This is a genomic window from Notoacmeibacter ruber (genome assembly GCF_003668555.1).
In the GTDB taxonomy this organism is placed as follows: Bacteria; Pseudomonadota; Alphaproteobacteria; order Rhizobiales; family Rhizobiaceae; genus Notoacmeibacter; species Notoacmeibacter ruber.
Window position 1 is genome coordinate 1,482,847 of record NZ_RCWN01000001.1, and the last position, 20,359, is coordinate 1,503,205.

General features: G+C 59.6%; 19 protein-coding genes and 2 tRNA genes. 7 read left to right on the plus strand and 14 right to left on the minus strand.

Going from position 1 to position 20,359, the window contains the following annotated elements:
- Positions 1-199 precede the first annotated feature (199 nt).
- The 4 genes from D8780_RS07010 (at position 200) to radC (ending at position 3,265) form a co-directional block, all read left to right on the plus strand.
- Entirely contained in the window at positions 200-1,282 is a 1,083-nt protein-coding gene (locus tag D8780_RS07010) for a D-Ala-D-Ala carboxypeptidase family metallohydrolase (RefSeq protein ID WP_121644961.1), read from the plus strand.
- A gap of 144 nt (positions 1,283-1,426) precedes the next feature.
- Positions 1,427-1,502: transfer RNA gene (locus D8780_RS07015), tRNA-Glu, on the plus strand.
- A gap of 109 nt (positions 1,503-1,611) precedes the next feature.
- Positions 1,612-2,445: a type I methionyl aminopeptidase gene (map, locus tag D8780_RS07020; RefSeq protein WP_121646423.1), complete on the plus strand. Its 834-nt coding sequence runs from the start codon at positions 1,612-1,614 to the stop codon at positions 2,443-2,445.
- Positions 2,378-3,265, plus strand: coding sequence for a RadC family protein (radC, locus tag D8780_RS07025; RefSeq protein ID WP_121644962.1), 888 nt, complete (start codon positions 2,378-2,380; stop codon positions 3,263-3,265). The genes map and radC overlap by 68 nt, the downstream gene beginning before the upstream one ends.
- A gap of 105 nt (positions 3,266-3,370) precedes the next feature.
- On the opposite strand, the gene tig is transcribed toward radC, so the two are convergent.
- Both tig and D8780_RS07035 read right to left on the minus strand, forming a co-directional pair.
- A complete protein-coding gene (gene tig, locus D8780_RS07030) occupies positions 3,371-4,762 on the minus strand; it encodes a trigger factor (protein ID WP_121644963.1) in 1,392 nt (463 codons plus the stop codon).
- 94 nt (positions 4,763-4,856) lie between these two features.
- Positions 4,857-4,938: transfer RNA gene (locus tag D8780_RS07035), tRNA-Leu, on the minus strand.
- Positions 4,939-5,239: 301 nt separating this feature from the next.
- Here D8780_RS07035 and D8780_RS07040 point away from each other — a divergent pair.
- Together D8780_RS07040 and trmFO are read left to right on the plus strand one after the other, a co-directional pair.
- On the plus strand, positions 5,240-5,380 hold the full coding sequence (locus D8780_RS07040; protein WP_121646424.1) for a DUF1127 domain-containing protein: 141 nt from the start codon (positions 5,240-5,242) through the stop codon (positions 5,378-5,380).
- A gap of 431 nt (positions 5,381-5,811) precedes the next feature.
- Complete coding sequence (gene trmFO, locus D8780_RS07045; protein WP_121644964.1) at positions 5,812-7,239, plus strand: methylenetetrahydrofolate--tRNA-(uracil(54)-C(5))-methyltransferase (FADH(2)-oxidizing) TrmFO; 1,428 nt, start codon at positions 5,812-5,814, stop codon at positions 7,237-7,239.
- A gap of 2 nt (positions 7,240-7,241) precedes the next feature.
- Here the strand turns inward: trmFO and D8780_RS07050 are convergent, their stop codons facing one another.
- The 5 genes from D8780_RS07050 to yajC form a co-directional block, all read right to left on the minus strand.
- Positions 7,242-8,975 carry a DUF4153 domain-containing protein gene (locus D8780_RS07050; protein WP_121644965.1) on the minus strand — a complete coding sequence of 578 codons (1,734 nt, stop codon included), beginning with the start codon at positions 8,973-8,975 and terminating at the stop codon, positions 7,242-7,244.
- Positions 8,976-8,991: 16 nt separating this feature from the next.
- The gene (locus D8780_RS07055; RefSeq protein WP_121644966.1) at positions 8,992-9,825 is read right to left on the minus strand and encodes a phytoene/squalene synthase family protein; all 834 of its coding nucleotides are present in this window, start codon (positions 9,823-9,825) and stop codon (positions 8,992-8,994) included.
- A gap of 4 nt (positions 9,826-9,829) precedes the next feature.
- Positions 9,830-10,228 carry an Mth938-like domain-containing protein gene (locus D8780_RS07060; protein WP_121644967.1) on the minus strand — a complete coding sequence of 133 codons (399 nt, stop codon included), beginning with the start codon at positions 10,226-10,228 and terminating at the stop codon, positions 9,830-9,832.
- A 6-nt stretch (positions 10,229-10,234) separates the two neighbouring features.
- On the minus strand, positions 10,235-12,784 hold the full coding sequence (gene secDF, locus D8780_RS07065; RefSeq protein ID WP_121644968.1) for a protein translocase subunit SecDF: 2,550 nt from the start codon (positions 12,782-12,784) through the stop codon (positions 10,235-10,237).
- A 96-nt stretch (positions 12,785-12,880) separates the two neighbouring features.
- Positions 12,881-13,216, minus strand: a complete 336-nt coding sequence (gene yajC, locus D8780_RS07070) for a preprotein translocase subunit YajC (protein ID WP_121644969.1) — start codon at positions 13,214-13,216, stop codon at positions 12,881-12,883.
- A gap of 159 nt (positions 13,217-13,375) precedes the next feature.
- Here yajC and D8780_RS07075 point away from each other — a divergent pair, with 159 nt between their 5' ends.
- Complete coding sequence (locus tag D8780_RS07075) at positions 13,376-14,245, plus strand: ATP-binding protein (RefSeq protein ID WP_121644970.1); 870 nt, start codon at positions 13,376-13,378, stop codon at positions 14,243-14,245.
- A gap of 68 nt (positions 14,246-14,313) precedes the next feature.
- Here the strand turns inward: D8780_RS07075 and D8780_RS07080 are convergent, their stop codons facing one another.
- The 7 genes from D8780_RS07080 to D8780_RS07110 form a co-directional block, all read right to left on the minus strand.
- Complete coding sequence (locus D8780_RS07080) at positions 14,314-15,816, minus strand: peptidoglycan DD-metalloendopeptidase family protein (protein ID WP_158598459.1); 1,503 nt, start codon at positions 15,814-15,816, stop codon at positions 14,314-14,316.
- Positions 15,817-15,934: 118 nt separating this feature from the next.
- On the minus strand, positions 15,935-16,576 hold the full coding sequence (locus D8780_RS07085) for a class I SAM-dependent methyltransferase (protein ID WP_121644972.1): 642 nt from the start codon (positions 16,574-16,576) through the stop codon (positions 15,935-15,937).
- Positions 16,576-17,337 (minus strand): 5'/3'-nucleotidase SurE, encoded by a 762-nt coding sequence (gene surE / locus D8780_RS07090; protein WP_121644973.1) that lies wholly within the window; start codon positions 17,335-17,337, stop codon positions 16,576-16,578. The genes D8780_RS07085 and surE overlap by 1 nt, the downstream gene beginning before the upstream one ends.
- Positions 17,338-17,415: 78 nt before the next feature.
- Positions 17,416-18,696: a serine--tRNA ligase gene (gene serS, locus D8780_RS07095; protein WP_121644974.1), complete on the minus strand. Its 1,281-nt coding sequence runs from the start codon at positions 18,694-18,696 to the stop codon at positions 17,416-17,418.
- A gap of 116 nt (positions 18,697-18,812) precedes the next feature.
- Positions 18,813-19,628, minus strand: coding sequence for a twin-arginine translocase subunit TatC (tatC, locus tag D8780_RS07100; RefSeq protein ID WP_121644975.1), 816 nt, complete (start codon positions 19,626-19,628; stop codon positions 18,813-18,815).
- Positions 19,625-20,086 (minus strand): Sec-independent protein translocase protein TatB, encoded by a 462-nt coding sequence (tatB, locus tag D8780_RS07105; protein WP_121644976.1) that lies wholly within the window; start codon positions 20,084-20,086, stop codon positions 19,625-19,627. The genes tatC and tatB overlap by 4 nt, the downstream gene beginning before the upstream one ends.
- Positions 20,087-20,128: 42 nt before the next feature.
- Positions 20,129-20,356 (minus strand): twin-arginine translocase TatA/TatE family subunit, encoded by a 228-nt coding sequence (locus tag D8780_RS07110; protein WP_121644977.1) that lies wholly within the window; start codon positions 20,354-20,356, stop codon positions 20,129-20,131.
- Between the last annotated feature and the right edge of the window lie 3 nt (positions 20,357-20,359).

A 20,359-nucleotide genomic window follows, 5' to 3' on the forward strand; every position in this document is an offset into this window, starting at 1 on the left:
TGACAGGTTTACCGCAATTGTGCCCAATTCCTGTCACAGCATTGCCAATACTGCTTCGGTGGAGCGCGGGACACGCTAACCAGCAATTAATCGACTCACGATAAGTGGTCGTAATTCTTACGGACTGGCTTCAGACCAATGAGGCCAGTCGCCTAGAGGGGATCACCGGTTGCGCGAGTTGACCACGAGCAGGCGCAGTATGCGACAGGCAGCGCTGCTTCTGCTATCCGCGACGAGTCTTTCCCTCGCCGCCTGCACATCCGGCACTCCCGTCCCTCCCCTCGGACTTGCTTTGGCAGAAGTCGCCGAGTCGCAGGATACCGACGCGACGACCAGCTATAGCACCGATGCGGGTGATCTCATCGAACAGGGCGACGGCGGCGACGAGAGCGAAGACACCACGCTCGCTCTTGCGGCTGACGAGACGTCTGCAGCAGAGAACGGCCCTGCGGTGGGCCCCGAGGCTCTTTCCGCAAATCTGCTCGCACCGCCATCCGGATCCGCGACCCCGCCCCCGCCGATCAAGCTGGCGGCCGCAACGCCGCAGGCTGAGGCGAATCGTGTCGGCGCCGTTACAGCATCTCAGTCCCTCGCCACCAAGGCTTCGGCTGATATCCCAACGCCGATCCGCCTGCCCGACAATGCGATTCCCCGCGCCAAGGGCCAGGGCGAAATCGCGCTTGCTCTTGCCGAGCCACCTCAGCCGATTCAGCTCGACCGATCCATCGCGGCAAGGCCGAGCGCGCCGCCCTCGCCCGTTTCCTCCGTTGCGGCTCTGCCGCAAGATGCTCTGCCCGGCGTGAACAAGGACCGGCTTTTCGAGATCGAACGGCGGGATGGTCAGACCGATAATAGCGACATCGACCTCGACGAACGATCCGAACCGGTGGAAGTGGCGTCCCTTTCGGGCCTTGCACGCTTGGCGCCCAACGGGCTGCGGAAACAGCATGACGATGTCGACGTCAATTGTCTGAAGCCATCCTTGGTTCGCGTCCTGAATCAGGTGGAGAGCAAGTTCGGTCGCCCCGTGGTTGTCACGTCGGGTTACCGCTCGCCCCAGCGCAATCAGCGCGCCAGCGGGGCCAAGAAGTCATTGCACATGTTCTGTGCGGCCGCCGATATCCAGGTCGAAGGCGTCAGCAAGTGGACGCTGGCCGAATATCTGCGGTCCATGCCGGGCCGCGGCGGCGTCGGCACCTATTGCCACACCAAATCGGTCCATATCGATGTCGGTCCGGAGCGCGACTGGAACTGGCGCTGCAAGAGGCGCCGTCGCCGCTAATTCGCCTTCAGTGCTCATGATTGCCGCGGCTCCCTAACCCGCACGCGGCATAAAGTTTTCCCCAAACGTCTTTTTTCTCACTTTCGCAGCAATCCGCACTTGCGTTTCGACGGACCTTCCGACTATACGGCTCACACCTCAGGCGCGCCCTTCGTCTAGCGGTCTAGGACGCCGCCCTTTCACGGCGGAAACACGGGTTCGAGTCCCGTAGGGCGTACCACCTTACTTCTTCTCGACATGATGAAGACTTGCATTTGCGCAGCGACCTTGCCATGTCGCTGCCATGTCCAGCCGACCATACGAAGAAACACTTTTTCGAGAGGGCCCCGATGACACTTTACATTGAGGCGGAGGATGACGTGCGCCGCAATACCGGCCAGATACGTCTCTATGGCCCTGAGGCCTTCGAGGGCATGCGTAAGGCCTGCCAACTCACCGCACAGTGTCTCGATGAACTGGCGCCTCTCGTGACCCCGGGCACGCCGACGCAAAAGATCGACGATTTCGTTTTCGCGTTCGGCATGGACCACGGCGCTGTTCCAGCGACGCTGAATTATCGCGGTTATCGCAAGAGTACCTGCACGTCCAAGAACGAGGTGGTCTGCCACGGCATTCCCGATCGCAAGCCTCTCCGTGAGGGCGATATCGTCAATATTGATGTCACTTACATTCTCGACGGATGGCACGGTGATTCCTCGCGCATGTATCCGGTCGGACGAATCAAGCCGTTCGCCCGAAAATTGCTCGAGGTCACGCATGAATGCCTCATGAAGGGAATCGAGGTCGTCCGCCCGGGCGTCAAGACGGGCGCTATCGGTGAAGCGATTCAGTCTCATGCCGAGGCGCACCGTTATTCCGTGGTACGGGATTTTTGCGGCCACGGCGTCGGCCAGCTTTTTCACGACGCTCCGAACATCCTGCACTATGGCACAGCTCGGGACGGGGTCGAAATTCAGCCGGGCATGATTTTCACGATCGAGCCAATGATCAATCTCGGTCGCCCGCATGTTCGCGTCCTGAACGATGGCTGGACGGCCATTACGGCTGATCGCAAGCTGACGGCGCAGTATGAGCACACCGTGGGCGTAACCGAGGATGGCTGCGAAATCTTCACCCTCAGCCCCGGCGGGCTTGACCGCCCCGGCCTCGACGACCCAAGCTGATCGGGTAGGAGCAGATCATCACTGCGGAGGGAAAATGGACGAGACGGATGAACGAGACTTTCTTGACCGTTTCAACCAGACCAGCCGTCCGAATGCGCCCTCAAAGGCCGCTGCATCCGACAAGCCGAAGAGTTCGAGACCAAAAGACCGCAAGCACTTTCACGGTCACCGGGAGCGGCTGAGAGACCGTTTCGACAGCTATGGCGACGAGAATTTTCGCGACGACGAACTGCTTGAGCTGTTTCTCTTTCGCATCATTCCCCGCGCCGATACCAAGGTCATCGCCAAGGCGCTTCTGGAGCGCTTCGGTACTCTCTCCGCCGTGCTGGCGGCGCCCCGTCACCTCTTGTGCGAAGTTCAGAACGTCGGCGACGCCGTCGCTCAGGAGCTCGCCATCACGGCCGCCCTGCACCGTCGCTGCCTGAAACGCAATATCCAGGGCCGGAAGGTCATCTCGTCATGGTCGTCGCTCATGGATTATTGCCGCACGGCCATGCAGCATGAACCGAGGGAGCAGTTCCGAATCCTCTTCCTTGACAAGAAAAATGCGCTGATCGCCGACGAGGTCCAGGGCGTTGGCACCGTCGACCATACACCGGTTTATCCCCGCGAAGTGATCAGACGCGCTCTGGAGCTTTCGGCGACGGCGCTGATTCTCGTTCACAATCATCCGTCCGGAGACCCGTCGCCCTCGCGGGCAGACATTTCGATGACGAAGACCATTATCGACGTCGCTGCGCCGCTCGGTATCGCAATCCACGATCATGTCATCATAGCGCGGTCTGGCGAAGCCAGCCTGAAGGCCCAAGGATACATCTGAGGCTCCTGCCGCCGAAAGTCACCTCCCAGAAACATGGGCCGGAAAGATAAAGGCCGCGGTCCAGGGACCGCGGCCTTCAAAACGCTTACTGAAAAATCAACGGTATCAGGCTTCGCTGGTCGCCTCGGCCTCCGCAGAAGCCGTTCCCGTGCCGAATTCATCGTCATCTTCAGCCATCAGCTCTTCACGGCTGACGGTCTTGTCGCTCACCTCGACCTGTTCCATCAGGTGGTCGATGACCTTCTCTTCGAAGATCGGGGCGCGAAGCGCATTCACCGCATCGGGTGTATTGCGATAGAATTCCATCACCTGCTGCTCCTGACCGGGATAACGGCGAAGCTGTTCACCGAGAGCCCGCTGCAGTTCTTCATCGGTGACGGTGATGCCTTCCTTCTCGCCAATAGCCGAGAGCACCAGGCCAAGGCGAACCCGGCGGGCGGCAAGCTTGTTATAATCCGCGCGCGCTTCTTCCTCGCTCGTACCTTCGTCCTCGAAGCTCTTGCCGTTGCGCTCCAGGTCTGCTGACACCTGGTTCCAGATATTGTTGAACTCGGCCTCGGTCAGCTTCTCGGGCGTCTCGAACTGATAGCGCTCATCCAGAGCATCGAGCAGCGAACGCTTCACCTTCTGCCGGGTCATCTGGCCGTACTGGCCCTGGATCTGGTCGCGAACGATCTCGCGAAGCTTGTCCATGCTCTCCAGACCGAGCTTCTTGGCCAGTTCGTCGTCGATTTCCTGATCCTGTGGAGCAGCGACTTCGTGCACTGTCACATCGAATGTGGCTTCCTTACCCGCAAGGTGTTCGGCGCCATATTCCTCGGGGAACGTCACGGTGATCGTCTTCTCGTCACCCTTTTTCAGACCGACGAGCTGTTCCTCGAAACCCGGAATGAACTGGCCGGATCCGAGAACAAGATTGGCGCCCTCGGCCTTCCCGCCGTCGAACGGCTCGCCATCGACCTTGCCGAGATAATCCAGTGTCACGCGATCGCCGTCTTCCGCAGCGCCGTCCTTGGTCTCATAGGTCCGTGCGGACTGGGCAATCTGCTTGACCTGGTCCTCGACTTCCTCGTCGGCGACCTCGACCACCGGCCGCTCGATCTTGATGTCGGAGACATCCTGTAATTCGAACTTCGGGACGATTTCGTATTTCAGATCGAATTCGAAGTCCTGCTCGCCGGCAAGAATCTTTTCGGCCTCGTCCTGATCCTCGGTCATCACGACCTCGGGCTGCATCGCCGCCTTCTCGTCGCGCTCGGAAATCACGTTGCGCGTGGAGTTGGAAACGATGTCGTTCACGATCTCGGCCATGAAGGACTTGCCGTACATGCGGCGCAGGTGAGACGTCGGCACCTTGCCGGGCCGGAAGCCCTTGAGCCGCACCTTATCCTTGGAATCGTTGATCCGCTCCATCAGACGCGATTCCATGTCCGCGGCCGGAACGACGACCTTGATTTCGCGCTTCAGGCCTTCGTTGAGCGTTTCGGTTACCTGCATGTTCACTCTCTTTTGTCGCATGTGGGAGATGAACCGGCTTCCTCAGTTCGCCGGATGCACCTCCTGCAAAATTCGGTCGTTGCGAGACTGGACCTGCGGGTGGAGGGACTTGAACCCCCACGCCTTGCGGCACCAGAACCTAAATCTGGCGTGTCTACCAATTTCACCACACCCGCCCATGCCGATGGGAATCCACCCGCAAAAGCGCGGCTCTCTTATCACGGGCTTTCGCCGCTTCAAAGGGAAAATCGGCGCCGTTTCGCAGGAATTCCATCGAATGTGCCGGCAGGTCCCCGACCGAAATCGCTGACGGGGCAGTAAAGAAACCGTTAAACGAAAACGCCTCCAGCCTTGCGCTGTTTGCACCGCACCATTGCAAAGCTATCACTTCTCTTGTGGGTCCAAAAATAGCAAATGCATATCCAGCAGGCAGCAATCAGATGCCTTCTTGTGCAGACGCATTACGAGGAAAACGAAATGAGCATTTTCGCAAACTACCGCCGCTGGCGCATGTATCGCAACACGGTCAACGAACTGTCCCATCTGAGCGACGAACAGCTGCGCGACATCGGCGTTTACCGCGGTTCTATCGAGAAAGTGGCACGGCGCAGCCTTTGATGCTGAGCCAGATCTACGGACGACACAAATTGAAAACTGTTTAGGGCCGCTCCGCAATTGGGATGGCCCTTCTGCTATTCGCTCGCGGAAGGCCAGCGAGGGCAGATATCCCCCTCATGCAATGCTGCTATGCAACATAAATGGTAGCGACACCGACCGCGGTCGCTTAAATGTTTTCTCGACCGGGGCGGAAAACTCCTCCTCCTAATACCGCGCCGGACCATATTCGCCGAAGCCAACTCCTCCTCCCATGGCTTCGACGGAAGGCGAGAGCCGGTCATCCTCCTCCCAGACCGGTTCGAACGCAAAAGGCGCCCGTCGGATCCTCCTCCCCCGACGGGCGTTTTGCGTTTCGGGGGCACTGCCGAAACCTTGTTGTGTCTGAAGAGACAAGCCCCTATTGCCGGCGAAGCAGCTACGGGAGATGTATCATGACGGATCAACCCATTCATGTTGTCGGCGGCGGACTTGCGGGCTCCGAGGCGGCCTGGCAGATCGCGCGTTGTGGTATTCCCGTGATATTGCACGAGATGCGAGGCGTGCGCGGTACTCCCGCCCATCATACCGACGGCCTGGCCGAACTGGTCTGCTCGAACTCTTTCCGCTCGGACGACGCGTCCGCGAATGCCGTGGGCGTCATTCATGCGGAAATGCGCCTGGCGGGATCACTGATCATGCAATGCGCCGATTCCAATCAGGTGCCGGCGGGCTCGGCTCTGGCTGTCGATCGAGTCGGGTTTTCCGACGCGGTCACGGCTGCGATCGACAACGAGCCACTGATTACGGTGACGCGGGAAGAAGTGACCGGTCTCCCGCCCTCTGAATGGGACCAGACGATCATCGCCACCGGCCCTCTCACCGCGCCCTCATTGGCCGAAGCAATTGCCAAGGTAACAGGTTCAGATGCTCTGGCCTTCTTCGACGCGATTGCCCCGATTGTGCACTTCGATTCGATCGACCTCGACACGGCCTGGTTCCAGAGCCGTTATGACAAGGTCGGGCCTGGCGGCACTGGAAAGGATTACCTCAACTGCCCAATGGATGAGGCGCAATACGGCGCCTTCATCGATGCTCTGCTTGCCGGCGACAAGACGGAATTCAGGGAGTGGGAAGGCACGCCCTACTTCGATGGCTGCCTGCCGATCGAGGTGATGGCGGAACGTGGTCGTGAAACCCTGCGCCACGGTCCCATGAAGCCGATGGGCCTGACGAATGCGCACCATCCCGACAAAAAGCCTTATGCGGTGGTTCAGCTTCGGCAGGATAATGCGCTCGGCACGCTCTACAACATGGTCGGTTTTCAGACGAAGCTGAAATATGGCGCTCAGGCTGAGATCTTCCGAATGATCCCGGGCTTGCAGAATGCGGAGTTTGCCCGGCTCGGCGGCATACATCGCAACACCTATCTCGATTCGCCGCGGCTTCTCGATTCGTCTCTTTCGCTCCTGGCCCGTCGCGGGCTTCGCTTCGCCGGCCAGATCACCGGTTGCGAGGGTTACGTCGAATCGGCTGCCATCGGCCTTTTGGCAGGACGTTTCGCAGCCGAGGAGCGCGCCGGTGGCGTCCCCGACATTCCGCCCGCGACCACGGCGTTCGGCGCGCTTCTTAATCACATTACGGGCGGCCACCTCTCAACCGATGACGAGCCCGGTAAGCGTTCGTTTCAGCCCATGAATATCAATTTCGGGCTTTTCCCACCTTTGGCGCCGGGGACCAAGCTCAAGCCCGACGATTGGGAAGGCCGTTTCCGGGGCAAAGACAAGGCTCTGGCAAAGAAGCACGCCCTTTCCGCGAGGGCCTTGGGCGATTGCAAAGCATGGCTGGGCGGAAACGATGGAGCAGCGCAGGCGGCAGAATAGTTTCAGCGACGAAAGGCAATCCAGTCTTGCCGCCTGAAGAGAAGACTGCCGTCCAGGCGGCCCAACTGCTCGTCCTTGTCTGCCTCCGGTTCCGGCCATACCCAGCGCTGCACGAGAAAGCGGACTTTCCGTGCTCCTGAGGAGAGTTCCAGACTACGCGGCAACGGCTCTCCCGGCGCCAAAGATCGCGTCTCTGCCTGCAGGTCGAACGTGGCGCTTTCAGCCCCCACCGTCATGACGATTGTGTTGTTCTGCAAACGCGCTGTTATCGCGGGAGCATTGTCGTCGACCGCTACCTGAAAGGCAGAGCGCTGCTCTTGGTCCGAAAGAAATACATTACGGATCATCACATCGTATCCGGTCAGATCGATCACCTGCCGATCCAGATCGTGCATACCGCTACTCAGATTGCTAGGCGTGCGGTCAGGGTCGAGACCGAAATGCCGCGCATACGCCGTCAAATTGTTTCTATCGTCTACCGTCTTTAGAGGTTCATCGACGGTACGATCGAGAACCCCGGCCTGGTTAAGATAGGCTAGAGCACCCATTGCCTGGAGTTCCGCCTCGGCCTCTCCGTCGCGAAAATCGGCAATTTCCCTCTCAAAACGGGCCAGTTGACTCTCGATGGAGATCGACCGTGCGCTCCACGGGCCGACGCAGGAAAGCAAAAGAGCGCCACCGCCAAGGCAGAGAAGAAGGCGGTAATCGTTTCTCAGCCATTTCGAGACCTGCATGACAGCCCAGACGAGAACAACAAGACCGCCAAGGCCGAGAAGATATCGCTCTTCCGTCACACCGTAGATGCCGACGCGTTCGTAAAGTGAGACGAACAGCAGGCCAACCGGTACAATGATAAGAGCCGGCCAATATCGCATCATGAACCGGCTCGTTGCCGGGCGTCCGGTACGTTCATGCCCGGATGTTATGATCAGCGTGCCAAACAGTGTTAAAAGGTAACCGAGAACCATCCAGCCGATCTGGCCTCTCGGAAGGCTTGCGCTGATTGCAATCTTTGCCGCGTACGCATGAAGGACAAGTGTGTAGATAATCAGCAGCGGAAATGCGCCGAAATCGAACAGCGCCAGCGCAGCGCGGTCGAGCAGAATACGCCCGCCGAGATTGATTTCGCCTCGCTCCGGGATACGACCAAGGGCGAAAAGCGGCGCCACGAATAGGCCAGTCCAGATCCACGTCTGTGCAAAAACACGATCGGGTACCGGCAGTCCGAAAAGATAGCGCAGACTGGCAAGCGTCCCGGACAAACCACCAGCGAAAATCGCCAGCGTGAGTAGACCGAGAGCAGCAGCGAAACCAAGCCCGCCGAGAACGACTGGCAAGTCATCGCGCTTCGCGTTTGATGCCGCCGCAGGCACAAGCAACACCAGCGCGCCCACGATGGACGGTAACGCGTAATCGTCGTCGAGTTGAAAAGCAGCGATCAGCCCCAGCACGACGGCGACAACAACTTCGATCAACCGTATCCAACGATATGAATGTGCCTCACTTGCCAGCCTGATAACGAGGCTCGAAAGGGCCGCGACAAGAAAGAATGCACCGAAGCGCTCAAATGTATTTTCATCCAGCACATCGGCCTGGGCGAGCGATGCTGAGAGACTGAGACCGAAAAGGGCTGTGATGGTGACCGAGAAACGCGCAAACGCCCGCTTCACGCCCTCGGCGGCAAGACCGCGAAGATTTGTGATCGAACGAAGTTTTCGCTGAGGCCAGCCTGCCATGACCGATGTTTTCTTTTCAGTTCCGGATGCGACGTTGCAATAGCGCCAAATGATAGCGAAAGGGCGACAAGTGAAGCGGCGTGCGAGCGACCTCTGCGCTCATTCTATCTGCCTGTCGCAAGAGAAGCCTCGCACCCGCCAACGGCAGATAGACCTGACGAGCCTCTTGCTTGAACTGCTCTATGGCCCGGTTGGCCTTGTCCAGATGCTCCTCGCCAAGCGCGACCATGGCGCCAACCACACGACCAAGAAACGCATTGTCCTCAGCCTTCAGCCAATCTTCGGCGGTTCCGCCAGCGCTCTGCAGCAGATCATCGGGTATCCGAATCTTGCCCGCCCCCCGGTCCATCGCGGCGCTGCTTAATATCTGGCCGATTCCCCACGCACAGCCTGCATGGCCGGAAGCATCGGCAGACAGGGTGAGAGCTTGACGATCTACGATCTGAAGCAACAGTTGAAACAGCGCGCTACGGGTCTGGCCACAATAGGCCTCGAGCTCGGTACGGGTTTCAAAACGGTCCGAGTAGAGATCGGAAATGCGGCCGTCCAGCATCATCCCGAACCCGCTCATCGGCAGCTCGTATTGTGCGACCACATCCATGAGCTGTGAAGCCAAAGGGTGGCTTCGCCCCTCCCCCTGACGTTCGCCCGACAGCACTTCACGCCACCATTGAAGCCGGATCTCCCCGGCCATGGGCTCCTTTATCAGGCCCGGAATACGTGCCAGTTCGAGGTCGAACAGATGCAGTGTCGCCAGCGCTGCCCGATGATCCTCGGCGATGTAGAGGAGCGACGCATATCGCGTCCGGTCGGCGTCACGAAGAGCAGAAAGCGGGTCGAACTCCGCCATCGCCTCAGTCCACCGCGATCAGCATGGCGGCGACGGCGCGTTCCTCGGCGAGAAGAACATTATAGGTTCGGACGGCCGCGCCGGTACTCATCGGATCGGAGGAAATGCCTGCCTCTCGCAAAGCCGTGCGCAATTCCGCAGGTAAAGGCCGAAGGTCCTTTCCCATCCCGACGAGAAGAATCTCGATCTGATCCGCTTCCGCCAGGACACGATCGATATCCGCGGATGAAAGCTTCCCCTCCTCCTCCGGCTCCCAGCCGTGAATACCGGACGGAAGAAGAAGCAGGGAGCCGCGATGGCTCATATCGGCAAAGCGAAAGCCGCCATTGCCGTAAGCGTCGATCGGCGCCCGCCCGGGGAAATGGGCAGGACGCAGAACAATGGGGCCTCCGCCTTCACTCATCTGCGATCAAACCCGCGCACCGGCGGGCGTCACCTTGTCTTCCTCGTCCTTGACCATCTTCGAACCACGCAGCTTGAAAAGGATCAGCAGCGGCGCGGCGTTGAAGATCGACGAGTAGGTGCCGATGAAGATGCCGAAGATCATCGCGGCGGTAAACGAGCGGATCACCTCACCACCGAAGAAGAACAACGCGCCCAGCGCCAGCAGCGTCGTCAGCGATGTCATGACTGTTCGCGACAAGGTGTCGTTCATCGACACATCCAGAAGCTCCGGCAGCGGCATCTTGCGGTATCGCCGCAGATTCTCCCGCACGCGGTCATAGACGACGACCGTATCGTTCAGCGAATAACCGACAATCGTCAGGATGGCCGCAATGGAGGAGATATTGAATTCGATGCCCGTGAGCACGAAGAACCCGATGGTCATGATCACATCGTGCATCGTGGAGATGATCGCACCAAGCGCGAACTGCCACTCGAACCGGAACCAGATGTAAAGCAGGATAGCCAACAAAGAGACACCAACCCCAATCGCGCCGGCGCGCGCCAGCTCGGAACTGATCGTCGGTCCCACCACCTCGGTCCGGCGGAAGTCATAATCGGAAGCCAGTTCATCCTGGACCTTCGTCGCCGCACTCTGCTCCGCATTGTCACCGGCATCCTGAGCGCCGACGCGGATCAGAACCTCACGCTCCGACCCGAAGGACTGAACCTGAACCTCGCCGAGATTGAGGTCGGAGAGCCGCGAACGGATATCGCCGATATCGGCCTGACCCGTCTTGGACTGGGCTTCGATCAGCGTACCGCCCTTGAAGTCGATGCCGAGATTCATGCCGACCGTGAAGAACGCGACAAGCGCGGCCACGGACAAGATTGCGGAGATCGTGAACCCGGCCTTGCGAAGCCACATGAAGGGGATCTTCGTGACGTCCGGCACCAGTTTGATCGGCGCACCCGGCAATTCCTTTGCACGCGTGCGCTTGTACCAAAAGCCGACCAGCCACCGGGTCAGGGTGAAAGCAGTGAAGACCGTCGTGACGATGCCGATCGCCAGCGTGACCGCAAAACCGCGAACGGGCCCGGTTCCAAGATAGAACAGGATCACCGCGGCGATCAGCGTGGTCACATTGGCATCCACGATCGTGCTCAGCGCGCGCTCGAAGCCCGTTTCGATGGCGTTCAGAACCTTTCGCCCATTGCGGCGCTCCTCGCGGATACGCTCATAGATCAGAACGTTCGAATCGACCGCCATGCCGACCGTCAGGACGATACCCGCGATGCCTGGTAGGGTAAGGGTCGCACCAAGAAACGTCAGTATCGCGATCAGGAGCACGATGTTAGCAACCAGAGCAACGTTCGCGATCAAGCCGAGCGTGCCGTAAACGGCGAACATGAAGCCAACGACGAGAATGGACCCGATGATCGATGCCATAAGTCCCGCATCGATGGAGTCCTGCCCGAGCCCCGGGCCGACGGTCCGTTCTTCTACGATATTAAGCGTGGCCGGCAGTGCGCCGGCTCGAAGCAGAACGGCCAGATCCTTGGCCGACTCCGTCGTGAAGCTACCGGAAATCTGTCCCGAACCACCCGTGATCGGCTCACGGATAACAGGGGCCGAAATGACTGCCTCGTCGAGAATAATGGCGAACGGACGTCCCACATTCTGCTGGGTGGCCTGACCGAAACGAACCGCTCCGCGATTGTCGAAACGGAAGGAAACAACGGCTTCACCAGTCCGCTGATCGAAGGTGGGCTGGGCGTCCACAAGGCTCTCGCCCGAAACGATCACCCTGTCCTCAATGAGATAGGGAACGGGCGGGTCATCCGTCGAATACATAATGGTCGACCCTGCAGGCGGGCGCCCTTCGATGGCGTCCTGAACAGGCGTCGAGGTGTCGACCATCTGGAAGGTGAGCTGCGCGGTCTGACCGAGAAGGTTTTTCAAGCGCTCCGGATCATCCAGGCCCGGCACCTGAACGAGAATGCGGTCATCCCCCTGACGCTGAATGACGGGCTCCGTCGTGCCGAGCTCATTGACGCGGCGACCGACCACCTCGACCGATTGCGTCAGGGCCGAAGAGACCCGATAGGCCAGCCCCTGTTCGGTCAGGTTCAGCCGGACGAGACCGTTCTGCGCCTCGTCCATTTCGACTTCCGTCACCTGACCACCGGAAAATAGACCGGCGGAGATGGGCGAAAGCGTATCGGACAGCGCTTCACGGGCCGCATCCATCTGGCTCGGGTCACGCAGACGAAACTGCACAGCATTGCCACTGACCGCCAGACCCGTGTAGCCGATGCGCTCGCCACGCAGTGCGCTACGCGCCTCGTCGCGGATCGATTTCAGCCGGTTTTCGCGTATCTCGTTGGTATCGATCTGCAGAAGGATGTGAGAACCGCCCTGCAGGTCGAGACCAAGTGTCATCTGCCGGGTCGGAACGAAGTCCGGCAGGGCATCGAGCGTCGAACGCGAGAACAGGTTCGGCAGAGCCACGATAACGCCGGCGAGAACCGTCAGCCAGATGAGTACGGTCTTCCAACGGGCAAATTGCAGCATAACGGTTCCGGGGTCCTGAATAAGATTGCACCGCCTTTTGGCGGCGCAAGGCGGCAGAGATTTGGCAAGAAGGGCGGCAGAGCCGCCTGCTTCGAATTATTTCGTATTGGCCGGCACGGGCTCGCCCTTGACGCGAACGTCCAGGAGGCTGGTGCGCAGGACCTTGACGCGGGTATCGGGCGCGATTTCGACTTCGAGTTCAACGTCGTCGGCTTTCGTCACCTTGCCGACAATGCCGCCGCCGGTCACAACCGTATCGCCGCGACGCACCGCCTTCAGCATCTCGTCGCGACGCTTGGCCGCCGTGCGCTGCGGACGGATGATGAGGAAATACATCACCACGAAGATGAGAACGAAGGGCATGAACTGCAAAAAGGCGTCTCCTGCACCGGCCGCGCCGGTCCCCTGTGCGAAGGCGGGGGTTACGAACATGAACAAGCTCCTGCGGAAATAACGGTTGAAAGGGCGGCGAATCCGCCATCGAAACGCGCGCGAAATATAGGACTTTGCACCCTCCGCGCAACCGTGGCACATGACGACACGGCAATGAGGCCGTCCCATGCCCTTTTAAATGCAGGAGAACAAGTGCTGATGGTCGACAAGGAAGAGATATGCCTTCAGTTGGCAGGCATCCGCCAGGCATTGGAACGACTGGCGCCGGCACCGCCCATGTCACTGGATATCTCTTCTGCGTCTGCATTCATCTGGCAGCCCGAGCCTTTTCCAGGTTGGCTCGAACCTGTGGATGAGGTCGCGCGTGTGCCCATTTCCCTGATCCGCGGCGTGGATTCCAGCCGCGACCGCCTGCTGAATAATACGAGACGTTTCGCCGCGGGCCTGCCCGCCAATAATGCCCTTCTCTGGGGCGCGAGGGGCATGGGCAAATCATCGCTCGTCAAAGCCGTTCACGCCGTCTGCTCGGACGAGCTTCCGCCCGGCGAAAGCCTCAAACTCGTCGAGATCAACCGCGACGACATCGAAACGCTTCCGCGGCTTCTGTCGACACTGAAGAAGGCCTCGGCCCGCTTCATTCTGTTTTGCGACGATCTGTCCTTCGATCACGATGATACATCGTACAAGTCGCTGAAGGCGGCGTTGGATGGCGGGATCGAGGGGCGGCCCGAAAATGTTCTCTTCTATGCCACGTCGAACCGTCGACATCTCCTGCCGCGCGACATGATCGACAATGAAAGGTCGACCGCCATCAATCCGGGAGAAGCCATCGAAGAAAAGGTGTCGCTTTCGGACAGATTCGGATTGTGGCTGGGCTTTCATAAATCCAACCAGGACGAGTATCTCGCAATGGTGACAGGCTACGCCGACCATTTCGGCTTGGAGGTTCAGCCGGACGATCTGCGCCGCCGCGCGCTGCAATGGTCTGCGGAGCGAGGCAGCCGTTCGGGCCGCACCGCATGGCAGTTCATCCAGGATCTGGCCGGACAATTGGGCCAGCGGCTGTGAACCCGTAATGCGCAAAAGAAAAGGCCGGCTTGCGAGCCGGCCTTTTTGTATTTCAGTTTGAGCGGCTTTTATTCAAGCCACTTTGCCGGATCAACCGGGTTCGACTTCTTGCGAACTTCGAAGTGAACCTGCGGCGCGCTCGCATTTCCGGTCGTGCCTGCCCGTGCAACCTGCTGTCCACGAACAACCTTGTCGCCCTTCTTCACCGACAGCTCCGAGGCGTTGCCATAGACAGTGGTGGTGCCGTCATCGTGCTGAATGAGAACGGTGTTGCCGAGATCCTTCAAACCGCTGCCGGAATAGACGACCACGCCGTTTTCCGCAGCCTTCACCGGAGTGCCCATCGGCACGGCGATATCGATACCCGAATTGCCGCCGCCGAAGCCTCTGATGACTCTGCCCTTGGCCGGCCAGCGCAATTTGGAAACACCGGTCGCCTTCGGCGCGTTTTCGGTAGCCTCAGCCGCCTTGGCAATGGTTTTCACCTCTTCGCTCTTGGGCTTCTCATAGCTCGGCAACTTGGCCTTGGCTTCGGACTTGGCCGCCTCGGTCTTGGCGTTGCTCTTCGCCTCGAGCGGCCCGGTTGCGATCGGATCGACGGAAGCGCTGGAGGCACCGCCCGCCGACGCCAGTTCGCGGCCGGGCAATGTCAGGACCTGCCCGACCCGGATCGTATCGTCCGACATGCGGTTAGCAGCCTTCAACGAAGAAACGCTTGTGCCCGCACGCCGGGCAATCGCTGCCAGCGTATCGCCGGCAACCACCCGGTACTGCCCATCCTTGCCGCTCGAGGACGAAGGTGCTGTGGCCGCAGACGCACTGCTGGCCTGATTCGAGGCCGGAGCAGCGTTCGACTGACCGAAGGAAAGACGGGGAATGACCAATGTCTGACCCGCACGCACATCGGATGCGTTACCCAGATTGTTGGCCTTCGTAATCGCTTCGACCGGAACGCCGTAGCGCCGCGAAATACTGTAAACGGTCTCGCCGTCGCCAAGTGTGACCTTCGTGCCTTGCCCGTTCCACTCGGCCTTATTGGCGGTCCTAGCGGGGGTTGGAGAGGAAGTCGTCGTTTCAGCCGGCGAACCTTGCGATTGGGAGGCCGGCGCAAGCGGCGCACTGACCACACGGGTGGGCACCGATCCCGTTGAGATGGTGTCGGCACGGCTGGGCGGCGCCAGCAGCGTCGAGCCGCCGTTAGAATTGGAAGGCGGAAGCTGGCGTCGATCGTAAATCGGCGTCCGCGCCGCTGATGGCTGAGAGCTGTAGACCGGCGTCGTAGGCGCAGCACTTGCGTAAGTGCCGGGTGCATTTGCCACCGCAGCCGAGCCTCGGAGATCCTGATTGGGCCGTGCCGGCCCTCCTACCCGCTGAGGACTGGAGCTGACCGAGCCGGTGCTCATGGAGTCCACGCCGCCGGCGCTAGGAACCGCACTGTTGTAGAACCCGTCCTGATCGAAGCGAAGCGCGTCCGTGCTACAACCAGCCAGAAGACCCGCTGCAAGAAGAAGGACAACACCCCTCCCTGTCACGAGACGGTTGCGCCGCGTTACTGAAACGTCACTCCGCATGAAACACCTGCCCTTATACCCAAAACGCGTACTGGCCGGCATTAGAACCTATTAATCTTACTGCCCGGTTAAATCATTGGACCGACAGACGAGAAGCGTCCTCATGGCGAGGCGATGCTCAGAGAAAAAGCGCCTTTTCCTCGGCAAGAGGCTGCATCCGGGCAGTGGCAAAATCGGTTCGCTCGAACCGGCTGCCAACCTTCTCCAACCGGGCGACGGTTTGCTGCTGCTCAGGCTCTCCGATGGCGAGCACGGCGATACCGCCGCTGGCCATCATGTTCGAAATATTTCGCGGGAGTTCGGAAAAGGAGGACCAGACGATCATCCGGTCGAACGGCCCCTCGCCCGTCTCCAACACGTCGAAGGCACTGCCGTGACGTATCGAAACATGCGTAAAGCCCAGACGCTTCATCTGACCGGCGGCGGCGGTGGCCAGTGTTCGGTAGCGTTCGACGGATATGAGCTTTTCAGCCTGCGCTCCGATTACGGCGGCTGTGAACCCGCTACCGGTTCCTATTTCCAGCACATTTAGGCCGGGCTTCAGATCGAGGCGGGCGAGAATCCTGATCTGCTGATCCGGGCTTTCCAGCGTCTCTCCGCATTTGATCGGCAAGGAACGCGGCTGCCAAATAGCGTCGCGATACGCCGGATCAACGAAATGATCGCGCCCCGCCTTCTCGAAGGCGGAAACAAGAGCGGGATCGGTTATGCCGTTCTCCCGCGCACGCAGCGCGAATGCGGCAAATCCTTCACTCATCATCAGCCGAGGCGATCTTTCAGCGCGCCGAGTGTCTCATCATCGGTCAGGTTCAGCTTAAGCGCCGAGACCGAGATGTGCTTGTTCCGCAGGGCCTGAATGTCGGTTCCCTCCTGCTCGTCAACCTTCTCGCGTCCGAACCGCACCCAGTAATACGGGAAGCCGCGACCATCGGACCGCTGCTCGACACCGATCGTATGCATCATCCGTCCTTGGCGCGTCACTTCCACACCTTCGACCTCATCGGCGGCACATAGCGGGAAGTTGATATTGAGAAGGGTACCATCCGGCAGATCCATGCCGACGAGTTTTTTGAGGACCTCGGGACCGTGAACCTCTGCTGGCTCATAAGAGACGCTTCGTTCGCTGCTGCCGTCCCATTGATAGGCCTGGCTCAACGCGATGGATGGAATTCCCATCAACGTGCCCTCGATAGCTCCCGCGACAGTACCGGAATAGGTCACGTCGTCGGCAATGTTTACGCCGGAATTGATGCCGGAGAGGATGAGATCGGGCGGACTGTCCATAATGTGCTTGACGGCCATGATGACGCAATCGGTCGGCGTCCCGCGCACGGCATAGTGCCGCTTGTCGATTTCTCGCATCCGCAAGGGGTGCGACAGGGTGAAGGAGTGGGACAGACCGGACTGGTCCGTTTCCGGCGCCACTGTCCAGACATCGTCCGACAGTGTCTTCGCCACACGCTCCAGCGCGGCCAGTCCTTCGGAGAGAATACCATCGTCATTGGTCAGCAGAATACGCATTCGGTCCTCGTTGCCTCTCCTCGGAGCAAATGAATCATCGCATTGATGAATTCGCCCAGATCGTTCTTTTGATTCAGCTTATGCCTTCGCGACCCGATCGATACCGCCCATATAGGGCCGCAGGACATCCGGCACGGTGATGGACCCGTCCTCGTTCTGATAGGTTTCCATCACAGCAATCAACGCACGGCCGACCGCCACACCGGATCCGTTCAATGTATGAACAAACTGGGTCTGTTTCTCACCCGCGCTGCGATAGCGGGCATTCATGCGGCGCCCCTGAAAGTCACCGCAGACAGAACACGATGAGATCTCCCGATAGGCATTCTGGCCCGGCAGCCAGACCTCGATATCGTAAGTCTTGCGAGCGCCAAAACCCATATCGCCCGTGCAAAGCACGACCGTGCGAAAATGGAGCCCAAGTTTGTCCAGGACGGTCTCGGCGCATTTCGTCATGCGCTCCAGCTCTTCAACACTGCTGTCAGCGTCGGTAATGGAGACCATCTCCACCTTGTAGAACTGGTGCTGGCGCAGATATCCGCGCGTATCGCGCCCGGCTGAGCCCGCCTCGGATCGGAAACATGGCGTCAGGGCCGTATAGCGCCTCGGCAGATAGTCATGGTCGATGATTTCCCCGCTGACGATATTTGTCAGCGAGACCTCGGCCGTCGGGATCAGCCAACGATCGTCCGTGGTACGAAACAGATCCTCGGCGAATTTTGGCAATTGCCCGGTGCCATAGAGCGCTTCGTCACGGACGAGAAGCGGCGGCTGGCATTCGGTGTAGCCATGCTCTTGCGTATGCGTATCGAGGAAGAACTGACCAAGCGCCCGTTCCAGTCGAGCCAACGGGCCGGAGAGCAGCGTAAATCGCGTGCCGCTCATCTTGGCTGCCGTTTCAGGGTCCATCATTCCGAGTGCTTCGCCCAGTTCGAAATGCTCTTTCGGGGCAAAAGCGTATTCGCGCTTTTCGCCGACCTTGCGCACCTCGACATTGTCGTCTTCATCCGCACCAACCGGCACGTCGGGCAATGGGACATTGGGCAGCGTCGCCAGAAGATCATTCAGCTCGGCGTCGAGCTCGCGCGCCCGCGCCTCTCCTGCCTGCAGATCGCTTTTTAGCGTCGACACTTCCGCCTTCAGGGCTTCGGCTGTTTCCTTGTCGCCCTGCCCCATCGCCTGGCCGATCTGCTTGGAAGCCGCGTTACGGCGCTCCTGCATATCGTTCAGCTTGGCCTGGTGAGCACGGCGATCGGCATCGAGGCCGAGAATTTCGCGTGCTTTGGGCTCTGCGCCGCGATAAGCCAGCGCTTTATCGAGGTCGTCGGGATTCTGGCGAATCCATTTGATGTCGAGCATGAAAAGGCTCTCGAAAAGGAGATGTCGGGATCGTTCGAATACTGGCGCCCCTCTTGCCATGCGTCGGCATGAAAGAAAACCGCCAACCGACCCTCATCACCGGAAAGACAGAGAGCCTATTCGGAAGCCGTTTCGTCCCCGTCCTCGACTTCGCGCGGACGCTCGACACGCTTCGCCATGAAGATCGCGATCTCGTAGAGAATGATCGTCGGCAGCGCGAGACCGATCTGACTGATCGGATCGGGAGGTGTGAGGACTGCTGCCGCTACGAAGGCCAGCACGATCGCATATTTGCGCTTGTCCTTCAGCCCTTCGGAGGTGACCATACCGACCCGGGCCATCAGCGTGGTCGCCACGGGAAGCTGAAAGACCAGCCCGAAGGCGAAAATCAGCGTCATGCAGAGGCCGAGATATTCCGAGACCTTCGGTAGAAGCGAAATTTCCACCTGGCCGGGCGTACCGATCTGTTCCTGGCTCAGGAAAAACCACATCACCATCGGCATCGTGAAGAAATAGACAAGCGCCGCCCCGACCAGAAAGAGGATCGGAGAAGCCACCATGAACGGCAGAAAGGCAGAGCGTTCGTTTCGATAGAGGCCCGGCGCGACGAATTTCCAGATTTGTGCAGCGATCAACGGAAACGCCAGTACGAGGCCGCCAAACATGGCGATCTTCAACTGGGTGAAAAAGAATTCCTGTGGCGCGGTGTAGATCAGCTCTACATTACGGTGATCGAGCCCGGCCCAATCCACCGCCCAGCGAAATGGCTGCACGAGAAGGTTGAAAAGCTGCTTGGCAAAATAGAAGCAGATGAGAAATGCGACGAAGAATCCGCCAACAGCCCAGATGAGGCGTTGCCGCAATTCGATCAGATGCTCGATCAGCGGAGCGCTGGAGCTCTCGATATCGTCGTCATCATTGAAGGTGCTCACGTCCGCCCCTCTTCAGCCGGATCGGCTTTCGAGGCAGACGCCGCGGGCGCGCTCTGGCCTTCTATAGGTGCAGTCTGCGCGGGAGCCGGCGCCTCGCCGTCGCTGGCACCCGAGCCCTTGACCGGCGTCGCCGGCTTCGCATCGGACGGCTTCGTGGTCGTCGCGGTCCGCAGGTCGGATTCCATCTCGCGCCCGATCTTGTTCAGCGACGAAAGTTCACGGCGAATCGCGGTTTTCGGATTGAGAGAACGGGCATCGTCGACGATGCTTTTGACATCGTCGAGTTCCGCCTCCTTCAACGCTTCATCGAACTGCTTGCGAAAATCGCCCGCCATGGATCGCATTTTCGACGTGGTTCGGCCGAAGGTCCGCAGCATGCGCGGCAGATCCTTTGGTCCAACCACCACGACCAGCACGATCGCGACGACCAGCAGTTCTGGCCAGCCAATATCAAGCATCAGACTTCAGCGCTCCGAAGACCATCACGCATGGACGTGGAATCAGGCCTTGCGGTCTTCCGACGTCGGCTCGTTATCGATGGTCGTACCGGTTGCATCACGGCGATGCTCGACGGAAGCCTTGTCGCTGTCCTCGTCGCTCATCCCCTTCTTGAAACTCTTGATACCCTTGGCGACATCGCCCATCAGTTCCGGGATCTTGCCGCGGCCAAACAGCAGCAGAACCACAACCAGAACGATCAGCCAGTGCCAGATCGAAAACGTACCCATTGT

Coding starts and splice junctions, on each gene's coding strand:
- map (WP_121646423.1), top strand. CDS start 1,612: ATGACACTTTACATTGAGGCGGAGGATGACGTGCGCCGCAATACCGGC.
- surE (WP_121644973.1), bottom strand. CDS start 17,337: ATGCGTATTCTGCTGACCAATGACGATGGTATTCTCTCCGAAGGACTG.
- secDF (WP_121644968.1), bottom strand. CDS start 12,784: ATGCTGCAATTTGCCCGTTGGAAGACCGTACTCATCTGGCTGACGGTT.
- D8780_RS07010 (WP_121644961.1), top strand. CDS start 200: ATGCGACAGGCAGCGCTGCTTCTGCTATCCGCGACGAGTCTTTCCCTC.
- D8780_RS07060 (WP_121644967.1), bottom strand. CDS start 10,228: ATGAGTGAAGGCGGAGGCCCCATTGTTCTGCGTCCTGCCCATTTCCCC.
- D8780_RS07040 (WP_121646424.1), top strand. CDS start 5,240: ATGAGCATTTTCGCAAACTACCGCCGCTGGCGCATGTATCGCAACACG.
- D8780_RS07080 (WP_158598459.1), bottom strand. CDS start 15,816: ATGCGGAGTGACGTTTCAGTAACGCGGCGCAACCGTCTCGTGACAGGG.
- D8780_RS07110 (WP_121644977.1), bottom strand. CDS start 20,356: ATGGGTACGTTTTCGATCTGGCACTGGCTGATCGTTCTGGTTGTGGTT.
- tig (WP_121644963.1), bottom strand. CDS start 4,762: ATGCAGGTAACCGAAACGCTCAACGAAGGCCTGAAGCGCGAAATCAAG.
- tatB (WP_121644976.1), bottom strand. CDS start 20,086: ATGCTTGATATTGGCTGGCCAGAACTGCTGGTCGTCGCGATCGTGCTG.
- yajC (WP_121644969.1), bottom strand. CDS start 13,216: ATGTTCGTAACCCCCGCCTTCGCACAGGGGACCGGCGCGGCCGGTGCA.
- radC (WP_121644962.1), top strand. CDS start 2,378: ATGGCTGCGAAATCTTCACCCTCAGCCCCGGCGGGCTTGACCGCCCCG.
- trmFO (WP_121644964.1), top strand. CDS start 5,812: ATGACGGATCAACCCATTCATGTTGTCGGCGGCGGACTTGCGGGCTCC.
- D8780_RS07085 (WP_121644972.1), bottom strand. CDS start 16,576: ATGATGAGTGAAGGATTTGCCGCATTCGCGCTGCGTGCGCGGGAGAAC.
- serS (WP_121644974.1), bottom strand. CDS start 18,696: ATGCTCGACATCAAATGGATTCGCCAGAATCCCGACGACCTCGATAAA.
- D8780_RS07055 (WP_121644966.1), bottom strand. CDS start 9,825: ATGGCGGAGTTCGACCCGCTTTCTGCTCTTCGTGACGCCGACCGGACG.
- D8780_RS07075 (WP_121644970.1), top strand. CDS start 13,376: ATGGTCGACAAGGAAGAGATATGCCTTCAGTTGGCAGGCATCCGCCAG.
- D8780_RS07050 (WP_121644965.1), bottom strand. CDS start 8,975: ATGGCAGGCTGGCCTCAGCGAAAACTTCGTTCGATCACAAATCTTCGC.